17 protein-coding genes are annotated in these 17,624 nt (G+C 74.1%); 5 read left to right on the plus strand and 12 right to left on the minus strand.

The genetic code is table 11. From position 1 onward, the window contains the following. Positions 1 to 151: 151 nt before the first annotated feature. Both ACZ6TV_RS50265 and ACZ6TV_RS50270 read right to left on the minus strand, forming a co-directional pair. A complete protein-coding gene (locus ACZ6TV_RS50265; RefSeq protein ID WP_465307941.1) occupies positions 152 to 1,285 on the minus strand; it encodes a carboxylate-amine ligase in 1,134 nt (377 codons plus the stop codon). Next, positions 1,285 to 2,235: a methyltransferase gene (locus ACZ6TV_RS50270; RefSeq protein ID WP_465307943.1), complete on the minus strand. Its 951-nt coding sequence runs from the start codon at positions 2,233 to 2,235 to the stop codon at positions 1,285 to 1,287. The genes ACZ6TV_RS50265 and ACZ6TV_RS50270 overlap by 1 nt, the downstream gene beginning before the upstream one ends. A gap of 61 nt (positions 2,236 to 2,296) precedes the next feature. On the opposite strand from ACZ6TV_RS50270, the gene ACZ6TV_RS50275 reads away from it, so the two are divergent. Continuing rightward, complete coding sequence (locus ACZ6TV_RS50275) at positions 2,297 to 3,298, plus strand: iron-containing redox enzyme family protein (RefSeq protein WP_465307945.1); 1,002 nt, start codon at positions 2,297 to 2,299, stop codon at positions 3,296 to 3,298. Here the strand turns inward: ACZ6TV_RS50275 and ACZ6TV_RS50280 are convergent. The 6 genes from ACZ6TV_RS50280 to ACZ6TV_RS50305 form a co-directional block, all read right to left on the minus strand. After that, entirely contained in the window at positions 3,241 to 3,483 is a 243-nt protein-coding gene (locus tag ACZ6TV_RS50280) for a CDGSH iron-sulfur domain-containing protein (RefSeq protein ID WP_465307947.1), read from the minus strand. The genes ACZ6TV_RS50275 and ACZ6TV_RS50280 overlap by 58 nt on opposite strands. Before the next feature lie 37 nt (positions 3,484 to 3,520). Continuing rightward, positions 3,521 to 4,777 (minus strand): phytase, encoded by a 1,257-nt coding sequence (locus tag ACZ6TV_RS50285; protein ID WP_465307949.1) that lies wholly within the window; start codon positions 4,775 to 4,777, stop codon positions 3,521 to 3,523. A gap of 43 nt (positions 4,778 to 4,820) precedes the next feature. Further along, the gene (locus ACZ6TV_RS50290; RefSeq protein ID WP_465307951.1) at positions 4,821 to 5,138 is read right to left on the minus strand and encodes a DUF3349 domain-containing protein; all 318 of its coding nucleotides are present in this window, start codon (positions 5,136 to 5,138) and stop codon (positions 4,821 to 4,823) included. A 20-nt stretch (positions 5,139 to 5,158) separates the two neighbouring features. After that, a complete protein-coding gene (locus ACZ6TV_RS50295; RefSeq protein WP_465307953.1) occupies positions 5,159 to 5,443 on the minus strand; it encodes a hypothetical protein in 285 nt (94 codons plus the stop codon). Positions 5,444 to 5,454: 11 nt separating this feature from the next. Next, on the minus strand, positions 5,455 to 6,663 hold the full coding sequence (locus ACZ6TV_RS50300) for an inorganic phosphate transporter (protein ID WP_465307955.1): 1,209 nt from the start codon (positions 6,661 to 6,663) through the stop codon (positions 5,455 to 5,457). 87 nt (positions 6,664 to 6,750) lie between these two features. After that, positions 6,751 to 7,671 carry an anti-sigma factor RsbA family regulatory protein gene (locus ACZ6TV_RS50305; RefSeq protein ID WP_465308023.1) on the minus strand — a complete coding sequence of 307 codons (921 nt, stop codon included), beginning with the start codon at positions 7,669 to 7,671 and terminating at the stop codon, positions 6,751 to 6,753. A gap of 125 nt (positions 7,672 to 7,796) precedes the next feature. On the opposite strand from ACZ6TV_RS50305, the gene ACZ6TV_RS50310 reads away from it, so the two are divergent. Together ACZ6TV_RS50310 and ACZ6TV_RS50315 are read left to right on the plus strand one after the other, a co-directional pair. Beyond that, positions 7,797 to 9,056 carry an EAL and HDOD domain-containing protein gene (locus tag ACZ6TV_RS50310; protein ID WP_465307957.1) on the plus strand — a complete coding sequence of 420 codons (1,260 nt, stop codon included), beginning with the start codon at positions 7,797 to 7,799 and terminating at the stop codon, positions 9,054 to 9,056. A 33-nt stretch (positions 9,057 to 9,089) separates the two neighbouring features. Then, positions 9,090 to 9,809 (plus strand): SDR family oxidoreductase, encoded by a 720-nt coding sequence (locus ACZ6TV_RS50315; RefSeq protein WP_465307959.1) that lies wholly within the window; start codon positions 9,090 to 9,092, stop codon positions 9,807 to 9,809. A 34-nt stretch (positions 9,810 to 9,843) separates the two neighbouring features. Here ACZ6TV_RS50315 and ACZ6TV_RS50320 read toward each other — a convergent pair whose 3' ends face one another. The 4 genes from ACZ6TV_RS50320 to ACZ6TV_RS50335 form a co-directional block, all read right to left on the minus strand. Then, on the minus strand, positions 9,844 to 11,862 hold the full coding sequence (locus ACZ6TV_RS50320) for a cell wall-binding repeat-containing protein (RefSeq protein ID WP_465307961.1): 2,019 nt from the start codon (positions 11,860 to 11,862) through the stop codon (positions 9,844 to 9,846). 64 nt (positions 11,863 to 11,926) lie between these two features. Continuing rightward, positions 11,927 to 13,948, minus strand: a complete 2,022-nt coding sequence (locus tag ACZ6TV_RS50325; RefSeq protein WP_465307963.1) for a cell wall-binding repeat-containing protein — start codon at positions 13,946 to 13,948, stop codon at positions 11,927 to 11,929. 23 nt (positions 13,949 to 13,971) lie between these two features. Further along, complete coding sequence (locus tag ACZ6TV_RS50330) at positions 13,972 to 14,829, minus strand: alpha/beta hydrolase (RefSeq protein WP_465307965.1); 858 nt, start codon at positions 14,827 to 14,829, stop codon at positions 13,972 to 13,974. 12 nt (positions 14,830 to 14,841) lie between these two features. Continuing rightward, positions 14,842 to 15,657: an alpha/beta hydrolase family protein gene (locus ACZ6TV_RS50335; RefSeq protein WP_465307967.1), complete on the minus strand. Its 816-nt coding sequence runs from the start codon at positions 15,655 to 15,657 to the stop codon at positions 14,842 to 14,844. Positions 15,658 to 15,815: 158 nt separating this feature from the next. Between ACZ6TV_RS50335 and ACZ6TV_RS50340 the strand changes: the two genes are divergently transcribed. Together ACZ6TV_RS50340 and ACZ6TV_RS50345 are read left to right on the plus strand one after the other, a co-directional pair. Then, positions 15,816 to 16,934 (plus strand): PucR family transcriptional regulator, encoded by a 1,119-nt coding sequence (locus tag ACZ6TV_RS50340; protein WP_465307969.1) that lies wholly within the window; start codon positions 15,816 to 15,818, stop codon positions 16,932 to 16,934. A gap of 9 nt (positions 16,935 to 16,943) precedes the next feature. Continuing rightward, positions 16,944 to 17,618 (plus strand): GNAT family N-acetyltransferase, encoded by a 675-nt coding sequence (locus ACZ6TV_RS50345; RefSeq protein WP_465307971.1) that lies wholly within the window; start codon positions 16,944 to 16,946, stop codon positions 17,616 to 17,618. Positions 17,619 to 17,624 lie beyond the last annotated feature (6 nt).

Here is a 17,624-nt window from a genome sequence, read left to right on the forward strand (position 1 = left end):
GACCGCCCCTGCCCCGGCGGCGGCGTCGTCTCCAACTGCAGCGGCATCGCCCAGAACAACTGGCAGTTCACCCAGATCACCGCGACCTTCACCGGATAGGCACTGATCCGTTGAAGCAGCAGGGGCCGGCCTTACGGGGCCGGCCCCTTCGCTATGCGGTGGTGGCCTCGGCGAGCAGGTCCATCGCGGCGGGGAGGGAGCCGGCGCGGCGCTGGCGGTCGGCGCCGGTGCCCTCGGCGCGCAGGCGGGACAGCTCCGCGGCGACGACGGCCTCGTCGCCGTGGCGGTGCAGGGCCGGGCCGACGGTGGAGACGAGCAGGTCGACCATGTCCCAGGCGGGCACCGCGCGCCGGGCGCGCAGGTCCATGAGGGTGCCGCCGAGGCCCTGATGGGCGGCGCTCCAGTGGGCGGCGCGCAGCAGGTGCTCCGGCGGGCGGGTGGCGGGGCGGCCGGCGGCGATGTCGGCCAGGACGGTGCCGACGAGCGCACGGGTGAGGCCGGCGAGCAGGACGGCGTCGCCCGCGGTCGGGCACACGTCGGTGACGCGGACCTCCACCGTCGGGTACCGCCGCGACGGCCGCACCCACCACAGCACCATCGTGTCGTCGAGCATGGTGCCGCTGCCGACGAGCTCGGCGACGGTGCGCTCGTAGTGCGCCACGGACGTCAGATAGGGCGCCGGTCCGAGGCTCGGCCACCGGTCCAGCTGGATGCTGCGCCAGCTGGCGTGGCAGGTGTCCGCGCCGGCGTGGAACGGCGAGTTCGCGGTCATCGCCTGCAGCACCGGAAGCCACGGCCGCAGGTGGTTGCAGACCTGCACGGCGACCTCCGGGTCGGGGACGCCGACGTGGACGTGGCAGCCGCACAGGGCGGGGTCGTGGGCGATCGGACCGTAGTGCCGGGCGATCGCGTGGAAGCGCGGCGTGTCCTCGACGCTGAGGTCGGGCTCGGCGACCGGGGTCGCGGCGACGGCGACCAGCCGGGCCCCGGCGGCCCGCGCGGCGGCGCCCGCGGCGGCCCGGTTCGCGGCGAGGCGCCGGCGCAGCTCGGGCAGTGTCGTGCAGACCGGCGTGACCATCTCCATCATGCTGCGGCGGAACTCGACCCTGGTCTGCTCGCGGGCCGGCCCGGCAAGCGCTTCCCGGGCGGCGTCGGCGGCCGGCGCGTTGCCCCACGTGCCGGGGTCCAGCAGCAGGAACTCCTCCTCGACCCCGACGGTCAGCGGCTGCCCGGCGATGCCGCCGGCGAGGTCGGCGAGGTCGGTGAGACCTGCGGTCAGCGACATCAGCGGGTCCTCTCCGCGACGAGGACGCACACGGCGATCCGTTCGGCGTGGGCGTAGGCGTCGTCGAGGTTCTCGCCGTACACGTCGGGGTCGACCTCGCGATACGTCCAGCGCAGGTTGGTGCCGTCGAGCCGGGCGGCGGCCGCGGCGAGCAGCGGGTCGTGCCCGTCGACGATGCCGGTGCCGCTGAACAGCACCAGGGAGCCACCTGCCGACAGCCGGCGCAGCGCGGTGTCGAGCACGGCGAGCGGCAGGTCGTGGCCGTGTTCGCCGCCGCCGTCACGGTACCGCCGCCGCTGCGGGTCGATCATGAACGGCGGGTTGGACACGATGAGGTCGAACTGCCCGTCCACGCCGCTGAGCAGGTCGCTGTGCACGGCGGTGACGGGCACGCCGGCCAGCCCCGCGTTGACGGCGGTGAGCCGCAGCGCCTCCGGGTTGATGTCGACGGCGACGACCTCGGCGTCCGGCGCGTGCCGCGCGACGGTGACCGCGACCGCGCCGCTGCCGCAGCCGATGTCCACGGCCCGCCGCGGCGGCGCCGGCAGGCTCCGCAGGTGCGCGGCGACGGCGTCGCAGGTGCGCAGCGTGTCCGGGCCGAAGAACACGGCGTCGGGCTGGGCGGCCGGGAACGCGGAGTGGAAGAACAGCGCGCCGTCGTAGCTGGAGCAGCGGACCCGGCTGCGCCAGGTGTCGCCGTCGCGGTCCAGGACACCGGCCTCGTCCAGCAGTGCCACCAGCCCGTCGGAGAGCACGCCGGGGCCGAAGGGGCGGCTCCAGCCGAGCACGTCGCGCAGGGACCGGGCCCGGACGCTGCCGGGGCGGCGGCCGACCCGCTCGTGGGTGGCGGGAGTGACGGGAGTGAACCGGTATCCGGTTTCCCGCAGCGCTTCGCCGAGCCGCCGCAGGGCCGCGTCAGCATAGACCGGCGTGCCGGTGGCAGAGGACATGCCGCCCCCTTTCCCCTCAAAGTTCCTGCTTAACCAGCTCTTGCGGGGGAACACGACGGCCATGCGACTGCCCAGCCCCCGCGGACCCGGCTCCGAGATGCTGATCGACGCGCTCGCCGGTCCGCCACGCGACCTGCCCGCCGGCGCCGGCCCGGACACCGAGGAGGACCTGCAGCTCAGCCTGCACATCTGCTACGAGCTGCACTACCGCGGGTTCGACGGGGTCGACGACCGCTGGGAGTGGCAGCCGTCGCTGCTGGCGCTGCGCCGGGCCGCCGAGGAACGCTTCGAGGACGCGTTGCGCGCGGCGGTGGCCGTACCGGCGCCGCGGCCGCACCTGGATGTGCCGCACGCACTCGCGGAACTGGTCGCCGCGGACGACTCGCCGTCGCTGTCGAAGTTCCTGAAGGCGCGGGCGAGCATCGGGCAGTTCCGCGAGTTCGTGACGCACCGCTCGATCTACCACCTGCGGGAGGCGGACCCGCACACCTGGGCGATCCCCCGCCTGGCCGGGCCGCCGAAGGCGGCGCTGGTCGAGATCCAGGCCGACGAGTACGGCGGCGGGCGCACCGAACGCATGCACGCGGAGCTGTTCCGCGCCACGATGCGGGAGCTGGACCTCGACGACACCTACGGCGCGTACCTGGACGACGTCCCGGCGGTCACGCTCGCGACGAACAACCTCATGTCGCTGTTCGGGCTGCACCGGCGGCTGCGCGGGGCGGCGCTCGGCCACCTCGCCGTGTTCGAGATGACGTCGTCGCTGCCGAACCGCCGCTACGGCGACGGGCTGCGCCGCCTCGGCGGCAACGCGACCGCGACCCGCTTCTACGACGAGCACGTCGAGGCCGACGCCGTGCACGAGCAGATCGCCGCGCACGACCTCTGCGGAGGGTTCTGCGCGCAGTACCCGCAGGAGGCGGCGACGGTGCTGTTCGGGGCGGCCGCCGCGCTCGCGCTCGACGGCCGCTTCGCCGCCCACGTCCTGGACGCCTGGGCGGCCGGTCAGTCGTCGCTGGCCGGCCGGGTGCCCACGGCGGCGCTGGGTGCGCTGGGGGCGTGAAAGCCGACGACCTTGTGGGTGCCGTCGCAGAACGGTTTGATCGCCGACCGCCCGCAGCGGCACAGCGCGACGGTGGCCCGGCCCGGGTCGACGGCCTCGCCGTCCTGGGTGAGCAGCGTGAACGGGCCGCGCAGCAGCAGCGGCCCGTCCTCGCAGACGGTCACGGACGTGACGGGATCCTCCATGCCGCAGGGGTGCCCGCGCACCCCTGCGGCAAACGCGTCACCGCAAGCGGCGCAGGAAGCCGGCGTCGACGAACTTGAAGTTGGTGCTCTCCCGGTCCCCGGCGACCGGGGTGTTCTCCCCGTCGTGCACGACCAGCAGGCCGTTCGGGAAGCCGGGCAGCGCGGTGGCGGTCACGGCCGCGCCGTCGCACGCCTGGGAGCCGTCGGCGCGGGCGCCGTCGACGACCGCGAAGTGGCCGGTGGGGCGCAGCGTCAGCCGGTCGTAGGTGTAGAACGTGTCGTCGCCCTGGCTGGACACGATCAGGGTGCCGGTGACCGGGCCGGTGCGCAGGATCGTGAGACCCTCGACGTCCGCGGCGATGCGACCGCCGTAGCCGGGGTCGGCGGCGTAGTCGACGACGCAGTCGTCCTCGGCCTCGTCGAAGCGGGCCGGGACGCCGAACTCGCGGGTGCGTTCCACGGACTGCGGCGCGCCGTGGAAGCGGCCGCCCCACACCGGGATCCGCCACAGCCCGACGGTCTCCTGCGCCAGGTACGCGACCCGGGTCGCCGGGTCCACGACGCTGCCCTCGACCTGGGGTCCGTCGCCGGGGTCCGCGCACGGCGACCACGACGTGCCGTTCGGCAGCCGGAACGTCGACGGCAGGGTCAGCCGGTCCGCCCGCCGGTAGGTGACCTTGTCCCCGGCGGCGGCGAGCTCGAACAACCCGACGTCGCTGGTGCTGCGGCGGCTGACCACGGCGTAGTCGGTGCCGTCGAAGTCCCGGTACGTGGCCAGGCCGTAGGCGGTGCGCTGGTCCTCGACCTCCGCCTGGTCGGCGCTGAACGCGAACGGCACGCCCGCCGCGGTCACGTCGGTGAGCAGGCCGGTGCCGGGGTCGATGCGGTAGAAGCGCAGCTGGTCGCGGCCCCGGTCGGTGACGACGGCCAGGTCCACGGTGCGGCCGCCGAGCCGGAAGCCCAGGACCAGGTCGACGTTGTTGAAGCGGCCGTCCGGCCCGGTGGCGATCGCCTGCCGTTCGCGGCCCGCGAGGTCGTACACGCGAAGGCCGCCGTTCTTGGCGGTGGCGATGACCCGGCTGGCGCCGCGGTCGCGCTCGTTGACCCAGATGGCCGGGTCGTCGGCGTCGGCGTCGCCGCCGGCCTCGTCGTCGTACAGGGGCGGGGTCTCCACGACGGCGGTGACCCGTGTCGTGGCTGCCTTCGTGGCCGCCTTCGAGGGTGCCGCCTGGGCGGCCGCGGGCGCCAGGAGCAGCGGCACCGCGGCCGCGGTGATCAGCAGAAGTCGTCGCATCCGCCGAAGCTACGACGCGTGCCGATCCGGCAGGTGAACGCGCTCAGTCGGCCGGTGGATCGGCCAGTGGCCAGCCGCCGGCGGCCAGGCGGGCCGACACGCGGGTGACGTCCTCGGCGGACGCCGTCTGCAGCACCGCGTCGTTGATCATGTTCTCGATGTCGGCGGTGCTGATCGGGTCGGCGGTGCGCTGCGACTGGTCGGCGAGCCCCTGCGCGATCTTGTGGATCTCGTCGTCGGTCAGCGTGCGGCGCAGCAGCCCGAGCAGCGCCACGTAGTCCTGACGGGGCACACCGGACGGGTAGCCGGCCCGCAGCCACTCCACGGTGCGGGTCAGGAAGTTGGAGCGGAGCTCACCCACGAGGCCTCCTCACGTGTCGGTCACTTGTCGCGGATCGTCGGGTAGACGTGCTCGAAGCTGATGACCTTGCCGAAGCCCGACGCGACGATGAACGCGATGCCGAGCACGACGCCCAGCAGCACGATCGCGAAGCAGAGATAGCCGCCGGCGGTGCCGATCGGGCGGCCCTTCGAGTCGCCGTCGCCGCCGCCGTACGCGAGGGACCTGACGCCGAGCGCGAAGAGGGCCGGCAGTCCGGCGCCGATGATCAGCCCCGCCAGCAGGACCTTCCAGGCGGCCCCGAGCGCGAGTCCGAGGTTGTGCATCCCGCCGCCTCTCAGTGGTCCGCGCCGGCGAGCTCGCGCCGGGCGTCCCAGTCGTCGTTGACGTTGGTGTGGTCGACCGGCGCCTTGCGCGAGCGCAGGTACATGAACGCGGCCGCCGCGACCAGCAGGACGAAGATGACGACCGCGCCGGCCAGCCCGCCGATGCCGTCGCCGATCCACCACATGAGCGCGCCGACGACCGCGGCGGCCGGCAGCGTGATCAACCACGCGGCGAGCATGCGCCCGGCGACGGCCCAGCGGACCAGGGCGCCGGGGCGGCCGATGCCGCTGCCGACGATCGAGCCGGTCACCACGTGCGTCGTGGACAGCGCGAAGCCCAGGTGACTGGAGGTCAGGATCACCGCCGCGGAGGAGGACTCGGCGGCGAGCCCCTGCGGCGGGGAGATCTCGACGAGGCCCTTGCCGAGGGTCCGGATGATCCGCCAGCCGCCCAGGTAGGTGCCGAGCGCGATCGACACCGCGCAGGCGGCCTTGACCCAGAACGGGATGTTCTTCGTGTCGGTCCAGTCGCCTGTCGCGATCAGCGCCAGGGTGATGACCCCCATGGTCTTCTGCGCGTCGTTGGTGCCGTGGGCGAGCGAGACCAGGGAGGCGCTGCCGATCTGGCCCCAGCGGAAGCCGTTGTCGGTGAAGCGTTTCGCGACGCCGGCCGTGATCCGGTAGATCAGCCAGGTGCCGGTGGCCGCTACGACGCCCGCGATCACCGGTGACATGACCGCCGGCAGGATCACCTTGCCGAGCACGCCGTCGAGCTTGCTGCCGTCTCCGCTCCAGTTGACGCCCGCCCAGCCGAGCCCGGCGACCGAGGCGCCGATGAGCCCGCCGAACAGGGCGTGCGTGGAGCTCGACGGCAGGCCGAGCAGCCAGGTCAGCAGGTTCCACACGATGCCGCCGACCAGACCCGCGAGGACGATCAGGAGCAGCGCCGCACCACCGTCGGCGACGAGGCCGGGCTTCGGGGTGCCGTTCGAGTTCTGGATCTTCACGACGGCGTTGCTGACGGTCAGTGCGACCTCGACGGACAGGAACGCACCCACCAGGTTGAGGATGCCGGAGAGGAGCACGGCGGCCTTCGGCCGCAGCGCATGGGTGGCGATGGAGGTCGCCATCGCGTTGGCGGTGTCGTGGAACCCGTTCGTGAAGTCGAACCCGAGCGCCGTGACGATCACCAGGACGAGAACCACAGTGGTTTCGGTCACGCGTGGACCGTTACCCCGCGGGCCCGCCTCATCACCGCCGCGGACGTGCTCACGCGGGATTTCGCCGGTCGTTTCCCGCGCCGTCACCTATCCGGGCGCGGGCGCGCCCGGGTGGGCGAGGGTGTAGCGCACGCGGGTCCAGCCGTCGTGGTGGCTGACGGCGAACGCGTCCGACAGCTGCTGCGCGATCCACATGCCGCGGCCGCCGAGCAGCCACTCGTCCGGCGGCCGGTAGCCGGCGAGCGGGTCGGTGGGGCCCGGGCCGTCGTCGCCGACCTCGCAGACCAGCCCCTCGGCGGTGACCCAGACGAGCAGCTCGCGGCGGGCGCCGCCATACAGCACGGCGTTGGCCGCGATCTCGCTGGTGACCAGCAGCAGCTCGTCGAGCCGGTCGGTGCCGGCCCAGCCGTGCGCGTCGGCGACCCCGCGGACCAGATGACGGGCGTCGGCGGCGTTGTCGGTGAGGACCGTCGCGGCGGCGGGCGGGCCGTCGACCGGCGGGACCGGCTCCGGCACCGCGTCGAGGAACTCCGCCGGTGGACGATACGCCTCGCCGCCGGGATGGGTGGTGCGGGCGGCGTTGAGCACCGCGCGCGGCAGCACCCGCGTGTCATACGGGCAGACGAGCCAGGCGGGCGCGTCGGCGAGCACCGCGTTGAGCGCCGACTCGTAGCGCGCCCAGGTCGCGTGCCGCGCCGGCGGGCCGAAGACGACCTCGCCGATGATCCGGACCTGGTCGTGCCCGCTGCCGGCCGCGTCGTCCAGGAACCGCCGCACGCCGGCGATGGAGCTCGCGGGCCGCCGATACCAGGCGTCGCGGTCGAGGAACGTCACCGCGGCGGCGTCGGGGCCGAGCGCGTCGCGCAGCAGGTCCGCGTTGGCGTCGGTGACGGCGGCGGCGACGGCGTGCCCGCGGCCCAGCCCGTCCCGGACGAACGGCGTGAGCACGTCGGTGAAGCGGTCGTCGGTGCCGTAGAAGAAGGCGTCGTGGGTCAGGGCGTCCGGCATGCGCACCCGCCCCTCCCAGGTCGGCCCGTCCGGCCTCCACCGTACCTTGGCCACAACCCAGCACCGGCGAGGGCATATATGCCATTCCGCACCATTCGGCCCGGTTTTCGGGCGATCATGGCCTGGTGAAGGAGCAAGCGGAGGCACCTGGCAGCGATCACGTCGTGCACGTCGCCCGGCAGCCGATCTACGACCGCAACGGTGTCGTCGTCGCCGACGAGCTGCTGTTCCGGGCCAGGGCGACCGCCACCGGCGCCGACCGCAGCGACTCCTACGCCACCGCCCGCGTGCTGGTCGCGGCGTTCACCGAGTTCGGGCTGCGGGAGCTGTCCGGCGACCGGGACTGCTTCGTCAACCTGACCAGGGACTTCCTCACCGGTGCCCTGCCGCTGCCGTTCGACGGCACCCAGGCCGTCTTGGAGATCCTGGAGACGACCACCGTCGACGACGAGGTCATCGCCGGCGTCACGGCCCTGGTCGAGCAGGGGTACACGATCGCCCTGGACGACTTCACGCTCGGCGGCGGTCACGAGCCGCTGCTGCCCCTCGCCACCTACGTGAAGATCGACCTGCTGCACGCCTCCGAACCCGAGGTCCGCGCCACCGTCGCCGAGTGCCGCCGGCACGGCCACCTCCGCCTGGTCGCGGAGCGGCTGGAGACCCCGGAGGCGCTGCGGCTCGCGTTCGCCATCGGCTTCGACCTCTTCCAGGGCGACATCCTCGGCCGCCCGCACGTCAACTCCACCGTCGCGCTCGCACCCACCCGGCTGACCCGGCTGCGGATGCTGCAGGCCCTCAGCGCCGACGACGCCGACATCGACGAGATCGCCGGCCTCGTCGGCCAGGACGCGGCGCTGACCCTGCGGCTGCTGCGCGCCACCAACTCCGCCGCCCTCGGCCTCAACCGCACCGTCTCGTCGATCCGCGACACCGTCGTCGTCCTCGGCCTCAACCGTATCCGCCAGTGGGTGACGCTGATGCTCGTCACCGACCTCACCGAGTCCGACCCCGAGCAGCTCAGCGACGTCCTCGTGCGGGCCAGGTTCTGCCAGTTCCTCGCCGCGTCCGCGGGTGTCCCCGCCGACGTCGCCTACATCGGCGGCCTGCTGTCCGCGCTCGCGGACCTCTTCGACGAGCCCGCCGACCGCATGCTGCACGACCTGCCGCTGGACGACCTGCTCGTCGAGGCGCTCACCACCGGCACCGGGCCGCTCGGCGACGTGCTGGCCACCGCCCGGGCGTACATGACCCCGTCCTCGGAGATGCCGCCCGCCGGCGCGCTGCCGGACCGGCCCACCGTCGACACCGCCGAGATGGCCCTGGCCTACCTGTCCGCCGTCCGCGCCACCAACGCCACCCTCGCCGAGCTCACCGCCGAGGTGTAGGTTCACGCGGTGGCGGCGGCAGGTGTGGTACTGGTGACAGGCGCGTCCCGCGGGCTGGGCGCGGCGATCGCGCGGACCCTGGCCGCGGACGGCTGGGCCGTGGCCGTCAACTACCGCAGCGGCGCCGGCGCGGCCCGCGAGGTCGTCGACGGCATCCGCGCCGCGGGCGGCACCGCCGCCGCGTTCGAGGCCGACGTCACCGACGAGGCCGCCGTGCCGGCGCTCGCCGCGGCGGTCACCGGGGAGCTCGGCCCGGTCACCGCGATCGTCGCCAACGCCACCGGCCCGCAGCCCGAGGTCGCCGTCGAGGACCTCACCTGGGACGACCACCTCGGCCAGCTGCTGTTCTTCGTGAAGAGCCCGACGCTGCTGGTCCGGGCGGCGCTGCCCGCGATGCGCGCCGCCGGCCGCGGGCGGGTCGTGCTGGTCGGCTCCGACATGGTCGACCGGGCACTGCCGGGCTGGTCGGCGTACGTCGCCGCGAAGGCCGCCCAGGTCGGCCTGGCCCGCACGTGGGCGCGGGAGCTCGGCCCGCACGGCATCACCGTCAACGTCGTCGCTCCCGGCTGGGTCCCCGTCGAACGGCACGCCGACGTCCCCGCGTCAGCGGTGCACGCCTACGCCGCCGAGGTGCCGCTGGGCCGCACGGGCCGCCCCGGCGACGTCGCCGGGGCGGTCCGCTGGCTGCTGTCGGACGAGGCCGCCTTCGTCACCGGCGAGCGGGTCACCGTCAACGGCGGCCACACCATCTGACCGTTCAGCGCCCTGCCGTTCAGAGCCCTGCCGTTCAGAGGCTGGCGGCGCGGCCCTCGGTGCCGGGGATGGTGCCGGGCGTCCCGGTGGTGGCGGCGCGCCGGTGCTGGGTGGTGGAGCGGCGCAGCGTCCTCGGGACGGTGAAGGTCTCGGTGTACTGCTCGTAGCCGACCGCGCCGGGCACGGAGATCGCGTTGCCGAGCGGCCCGATGAGGCTGTCCTTCAACGCGAGGGGGCCGCCGAGCAGGACGCCGTAGGTGATGCTGCCGGCGTTGCGGGAGAAGTACGCGCGGGTCGGCTCGCTCAGCGTGCCCGGCGCCGACAGCAGCAGCGGACCGCCGTTGGCACCGATCATCGCCCCGCCGGTGAGCGCGTCGAACCACGTCGTGGCGGTGGCGACGGCCGCGGTCCGCGGGCCGGTGAAGAAGAACTCGGCCACGGCGACCGCGGTCTCGAACTCGGTCGCGCCGAAGACCGGGTAGTACTCCGCACCGTCGGGCCACGACGGCAGCTGGTTGCGCGCCCCGGCGTTCTCCAGTGCCCGGACGGCCGGACCGCCGACGGCGATCATCGCGACGGCCTCGGGGTCGAGGCCGTTGAGGTACGCGGCGGTCGCCGCGGGCATCGTGTCGCCGGCGGTGAGGACCACGACGGTGCCCGGGTTCGCCCCGGCGGCGGCACCGGCGGCCAGGGCGTCGTAGTACTTCAGCGACGTCGCCAGGATCACCGCGGACGGCTTGGTGGTGATCGCCTTCGCCACGGCGACGGCGGTCGCGTACTCGTCCTGGCCCCACAGCCGAACGACTGTGTAACCGAGGTCCCGCACCTGCGACTCGACCTTGGCCGACAGCGCGACGGTGCCGCCGAGCAGGTACACGGTCCCGGACCCGCCGAGGATCCGCTGCATCTCGGCCTGGGTGTCGGCGTGCAGCTTCCCGGGCGGCGTGATCAGCAGCGGGCCCTGCTTACCGACGGCGAGCGCGGACCCGCCGAGTGCGTCGAAGTACACGTCGTCGCGGGACAGCACGACCGCCTCCGCCGGCGCCCGGAACCCGTCGTCGACGCCGTGGTCGGCCCAGTTGTAGCGGGACGTCGCCACGGCGGTGCCGAGTGCGGTGGCGCCCCAGACCCGCTCGACGGTGTTGTTGTTGACCGGCTGGCAGGTCGCCTGGTAGCCGTTCACGACGATCGTGGTGATCTTCTTCGTGGCGACGTCGATCCGCTTGACGTGCGGCACGTCGTTGACCCGGCAGCTGAACAGGACGGCGGTGCCGTCGGTCGTCCAGGTGGGGTTGGTGTTGGTGTCGCCGGCGGTGGCCTCGGTCGTCAGCTGCACCTTGCCGGACCCGTCGGCGTTGGCCATCCAGATCTGCACGACGCGCGGGACGCCGTCCATGCCGCCGGTGGAGCGGCTGTAGGCGAGCTTCGTGCCGTCCGGGGAGAAGTCCGGCTCCCACACGCCGCCGGTGATGATCGTGGTGGCGGCGCCGTTGCTCTCGAGCCGCCGGATGACGCTCTGCTCGCCCTGGCCCTCCTGGAACACGACCGTGCCGGTGACGGAGACGGCGGGCTCGCTCCTGTGCGTGTCGGACGGGCCGCCGAACAGGATCTCGCCCTCTTCGCCGCCGCCACCGCCGGCCGGGGCGATGCGCAGCCGGAACCAGTCGCTGAAGATCACGAACGCGCCGTCGGGGGTGTAGGTCGGCTCCTGCAGGGTGCCGGTCGACGGTCCGGCGAGCACCTCCCGGTCGCTGCCGTCCTGGCGCATCGACTCGATGGCCGAGCCTGAGGAGAACACGAACCGGCTGCCGTCAGGCGACCACTCGCCGGATCCTCGCGACTGCGGCGCGTAGCCGACGAGGGTCCGCTCGCCGGTGCCGTCGGCGTTGGCGATGAAGATCTGGAAGTCGCGGCGGAACGTGATCGACCCTCCGCTGCCCGGCAGCGACGCGTGCGCCTTCCGCTGCCCCGGCACGAGCCCGGGGACCGCGGCGGCGGTCGCCCCGGTGACCGCCGCGAGAATCGCGGATCTGCGTGTGAGCCCGAACGACATGCTGTCTCCCCGTGGTCGCCGTGACCACCGGCGCGGTGATCACGGCGAGGAGTGTAACGGCGGTTCAGCGTGCGGTGGAGGGGCCCTTCGTGCCGGGGATGCCGCCGGTGCGGCCCGGGGCGGTGGCCCGTTGGTGCCGGGCGGAGCGGCGCAGCGTCGTCGGGACGGTGAAGGTCTCGGTGTACTGGGAGACGTCGTACTGGCCGGGCACCGAGATCGCGTTGCCGAGCGGCGTGATGAGCGCGTCCTTCAGCGCGAGGGGGCCGCCGAGCAGCACCCCGTAGGTGACGGTGCCGGCGTTGCGGGAGAGGTACTCGCGGGTCGGCTCGCTCAGCGTGCCCGGCGTGGACAGCAGCAGCGGGCCGCCGTTGGCGCCGATCATCGCCCCGCCGGTGAGCGCGTCGAACCAGGTCGTCGCCGTGGCGACGGCGGCGGTGCGCGGGCCGGTGAAGAAGAAGTCGGCGACGGCGACCGCGGTCTCGAACTCCGTCGCGCCGAACACCGGATAGAACTCCGCGTCGTCGGGCCACGACGGCAGCACGGCGTTGCCCAGCGCCCGCACGGCCGGCCCGCCGACCGCGATGATCGCGACCCGGTCCGGGTCGACCGCGTCGAGATAGGCGGCCGACGCCGCGGGCATGGCCTCACCGGCGGTGAGCACGACGACGGTGCCCGGGTTCGCGCCCGCGGCGGCACCCGCCGCGAGCGCGTCGTAGTACTTCAGGGACGTCGCCAGGATGATCGCGGACGGTTCGGCGGTGATCGCCTTCGCGACGGCGACCGCCGTCGCGAACTCGTCCTGGCCCCACAGGCGCACGACGGAGTAGCCAAGCGACCTGAGCTTCGTCTCCACGTTCGCGGACAGCGCGACGGTGCCACCGAGGAGGTACACGGTGCCGGTGCCGCCGAGGATCCGCTGGATCTCCGCCTGGATGTCGGCGTGCAGCTTCCCGGTGGGCGTGATCAGCAGCGGACCCTGCTTCGCCACCGCCAGGGCGGAGCCGCCGAGCGCGTCGAGATACGTGTCGTCGCGGGACAGCACGACCGCCTTCGCCTGCGCCCGGACGCCGTCGTCGACGCCGTGGTCGGCCCAGTTGTAGCGGGACGTCGCCACGGCGGTGCCGAGCGCGGTGGCGCCCCAGACCCGCTCGACGTGGTTGGCGTTGACCGGCTGGCAGGTCGCGTCGGACGCGTTGTCGGCCAGCGGGTCGATCTGCCTCGTGGCGACGTCGATCCGCTTGAGGGTGCGGTTGGCACCCGCGCGGCTGGTGAACACGACGGCGCCGCCGTCCGCGGTCCAGGTGGGGTTGCCGTTGGAGAAGCCGGCGTTGGACACCGTCGTCAGCTGGACCTGGTCGGTGCCGTCCGCGTCGGCCATCCACACCTGCTGGACGATCGGGGCGCCGTCGCCGCCGGTCACGCGGGTGAATGCGAGCTTCGTGCCGTCCGGGGAGAAGTCCGGCTCCCCCGCGCCGCCGGTGATGATCGTCGTGGCGGTGCCGACGCCGTCGACCCGGCGGATCACGCCGTCGAGGGCATAGTCCCGCTGGAACGCGACCGTGCCGTCGACGGAGACGGTGGCCTGCTCGGCGAAGGAACCGCCGGGGTCGCTGTACACCAGAGCGTCGACCGTGCCGTGGTCGGTCCCGGCCGCCGTGACGTACAGCTTCCCGCTGTCGCTGAAGATGACGTACCCGCCGTCGGGGGTGAACGCGGGCCCGGTGACGTTGCCGGTGGCGCGCTGATACACGACGACCCGGTCGCTGCCGTCCTGGCGCACCGACTCGATCGCGTGGCCGGTCGAGTAGACGAACCGGCTGCCGTCCGGCGACCAGCTGCCGGGGCCGTAACCCGCGTTCTCGACGAGCAGCCGCGCGCCGTTGCCGTCGGCGTCGGCGATCCAGACCTGAGTGCCGCGCAGGAACGTGATCGCTCCCCGGCTGCCGGGCAGCGACGCGTGTGCCTTCCGCTGCCCCGGCACCAGGCCGGGGACGGCGACCGCGGTCGCCCCGGTCACTGCCGCGAGGATCGCGGACCTGCGGGTGAGCCCGAACGACATGCTGTCTCCCCGTGCGGCGGCGGTCATCGCGAGGAGTGTAGAGGCAGCGGTCAGCTTGTGAGGACCCGCACGATCGTGGCCGCGGCGGCCGGGTCGGTGAGGATCGTGTAGTGGTTGCAGTCCGGAACCAGCTCGGCACGCAGCGCGGTCTGCGCCGTCCAGTGCTCCACGAGCGGCCGCGGCATCATGCCCGGTTCCTGGCCGAACATCCCGCGCGGCGCGTACAGCAGGTCCGCCGGCAGCCGCAGGCCGCGCAGGTCGTCGCCGGACGCGGCGGCGCCGACGATGAGGTCGCGGCCGTCGGCGGCGACGGCGTCCGGGTCGACCCGGGACCGGATCTCGCCGGGTTCGCCGGTCGCGTCGTAGCGGGCGTACGCCTCGAGGTCGTCGCTCCAGTCCGCGGCGAGCGCGGGATGGTGGCGGAACACGTCGACGTAGGCGTCCTCGGTCGGGAACGTCGTCCGCAGCCGGGTGATCGCCGGGCCGAGGGTCGCCTCCAGCAGCGCGTCGGGGTCGGCGCCGGCCGGGACGGGCAGCGGAAGGCCGCCGTCGATGAGGACGAGTCTGGTGTACAGGCCGGGCTCGCGCGCGGCGGCCCGCAGCGCGGCGTACGCGCCCATCGACTGCCCGGCGAGCACGACCGGCCGGCCGACCTGCCGCGCGGCGGCGGCGAGGTCCTCGGCGTGCCGGTCCATGCCCCACGGGCCGGGGAGGCCGTTGCTGCGTCCCCGGCCGCGCAGGTCCAGCGCGAGCAGCGTCCAACCGGCGGGCAGGGCCCGGGCGACCGCCGCGAACGACATCGCCGACGCGGTGATGCCGTGGGCGGCGAGCACGACCGGCCCGGTGCCGTCACCGGACCGCAGGGCGTGCAGCGGGCCGTCCGGGGTGGGAATCTGAACGCTGTCCACTGGTGCTTCCTTTCAGGACTTCGGCACGAGGGCGTTGCGGCGCACGTCGGACCACGTGCGGGTGTCCGTGCAGATGCCGCAGGACGCACCGTAGAACTCGGCGCGGGCGGCGGTGTCACCCATGAGCTGGAACCGGAACCAGGCGGTCGTCGGCGCCGCGAACGGCCCCGGGTCACCGACGACGGTGAAGTGGTCGGCGCCCCTGACCTCAGCGTAGATCGCCGGGATGTGGGTCGCGTCGTTGTAGAACGCCTTCACCAGGAACGGGAAGACGATGCTGTCGTACTGCCCGGCGAGCAGCAGCGCCGGCACGTGCACGTCGTCGATGTCGGCCAGCGGACCCGGCTGGATCGGCAGGATCGCGTCGATGCGCGGGTCGGCCCCGACGACGATCGCCGCGGCGCCGCCCTGCGAGTGCCCGGACGCGCCGATGTGGGCGAGGTCGACCTTGCCGTGGAAGACGCTGCCCGGGTCGGTGTCGGCCTGGGCGAGGGCGTCGATGCCCAGCCGCATCGAGATGCCGAGGTTGGAGGCGGGCGTGTTCGCGGCCGAGACGATGAAGCCGTGGCTCGCCCAGTACAGCAGCAGGTCGCGGTAGACGAGCGGGGCGGCGCCCGTGCCGTTGCCCCACACGATCACCGGGTGCCGGCCGGGGCTGGTGGCGATGTCGCGCGGGTAGTACAGGGTGTTGACGGCACCGATCTGCACGGCGGTGGCGTACGGGCCGGGCGCCTCCCACGGCTCCGCGACGGCCGCGGCGGCCGGTCGGGCGGGGACCAGCAGCGCGGCGGCGCACAGCAGCGCGGCGAGACGGGAACGGTGAGACATCGTGCCTCCTCGTTGCTTCGGGGGGGCACCGCGGCGCCTGGCGGGGCCGGCGCGGTGCTTCGGCGGTCCCTGCATCGTCGCGCCGGCGGGTGGCGGTTGTCTGTGCGCACATGCGGCAATGATTGACGCGCGGGTTTGGGCGATGTGACGATGCCGGGATGCCGGACCTGCATGATCGACTGGCCGCCCGGCTCGACGGCATCACCGCCGAGATCGTCGCCGGATGTGCCACCGACGTGCCGTTCTACCGTGGCCTGCCGGCCGAGGCCCTGGACGGGCCGGTCCGCGAGTCGGTCAGCACCGTCTTGGGCCTCCTGCTGAGGATGCTCCGCGACCGGGGGCCGCTGCGCCCCGGCGACCTCACGTGGGTCGTGGAGCTGTCGGCCCGCCGCGCCCGCGACCACGTCCCCCTCGAGGCGGCGCTCGCGGCGTACCTCATCGGCGCGAAGACCTGGTGGCGGGCGGTGACCGCCGACGCCGACCCCGAAGACCTCCCGGCCGCCGGTGCGCTGCTGCTGGACGGGCTGGCCGGGATGATGCCCGCCGTCGTCGTCGCGCACCTGCAGGCCCAGGAGGACCTGCGCGGCGAGTCGGCCCGCGCCCGCCGTGAACTGCTCGCCGCGCTCCTGCACGGCCACCCGTTCCAGGCCCTCGCCCAGGACGCCAGGATCGAGGTCGGGCACCGGCACACCGTGCTGCTGCTGCGCTTCGCGGCCCGCCCGCCGGACCGGCTGGTGCAGGTCGCTCTCGACGCGCACGCCGGCACCCCCGTCCTGGTCGACCACGTCGACGGCGTCGTCCTGCTCCCCGACGGCGTCGCCGCGGCGGCGCTCGTCGCGGACCTGCGGGAGGCGCTGTCCACGCCGGTCCTGGCGACCGCCGCGCCGGCCGCCTCGCCCGCGGGCATCCCCGCGGCGGCCGTGGAGGCCCGCGACGTGCTGGACCTCGTCGCCCGCATCGGGCACACCTCGGGCCTGTACCACTTCGACGACGTCCTCGTGGAGTACCAGCTGTCCCGTCCGGGCCCGGGCCTGGACCGGCTCGCCGCCAAGCTCGACCCGCTGCTGGCGCACCCGTATCTGCTGCAGACGCTGCGCTCGTTCGTCGAGCACGGCCACAACCGCCGGCAGACCGCCCTGGACCTGCACATCCACCGCAACACCCTCGACTACCGGCTGCACCGCATCACCACGATGACCGGCCTCGACCCCGCCGTCCCCGCGCAGGCACGGCTGCTGGACGCGGCGCTCACCGCGGCGGACCTCCGGCGCCGGTAGCGTGGGCGGATGCTGACAACACGCGTCGGGGACACGGCGGACGTCACCGCCGCCGCCCGGCTGTGGGCGGCCGCCGACCTGGCCCGCCGCGCGGCGGCGCACGGGGGCGACCCCGCCGCCGCCTCGGTCGACCGTTCGGCCCTCGACGACGGCGCCGCCTCGACCGACCGTTCGGCCCTCGACGACGGCACGCCCGTCATGGACCGTTCGGCCCTGGACGACGGCTCCGTCCAGGGCGACGGCGCGGCGCAGGACGGTCCGGCGACCGGCGTCGCCGAGGGCGTCGGCCGGGCCGTCGCCGAGTCCAGGGTCCGCCGCCTGCTGGGCACCCCCGGCGCGTTCCTCGTCGTCGCCGAGGCCGCGGACAGCGGACCGGTCGCGATGGCGCTGGTCGTGCGGGCGCTCGCCCAGGACGGCGCGAGCACCGACCCGCTGCCCGGCGTCGCCCACGTCACGATGGTCGCCGTCGACCCGGACCGCTGGGGTCAGCGCCTCGGCGCCACCGTCATGACCCGCGCCCAGACCGAGGCCCGCCACCTCGGCTACACCCGCGCCCAGCTGTGGACGCAGGTGACCAACGCGCGGGCGCACCAGCTGTACACGGGCCTCGGCTGGGTCCTGTCCGGCCGCACGAACACCGACGAGCACGGCGAGCCGATCCGCCACTACACCCGCGACCTGTGACCCACC

Source organism: Dactylosporangium sp. NPDC051087, from assembly GCF_055586325.1.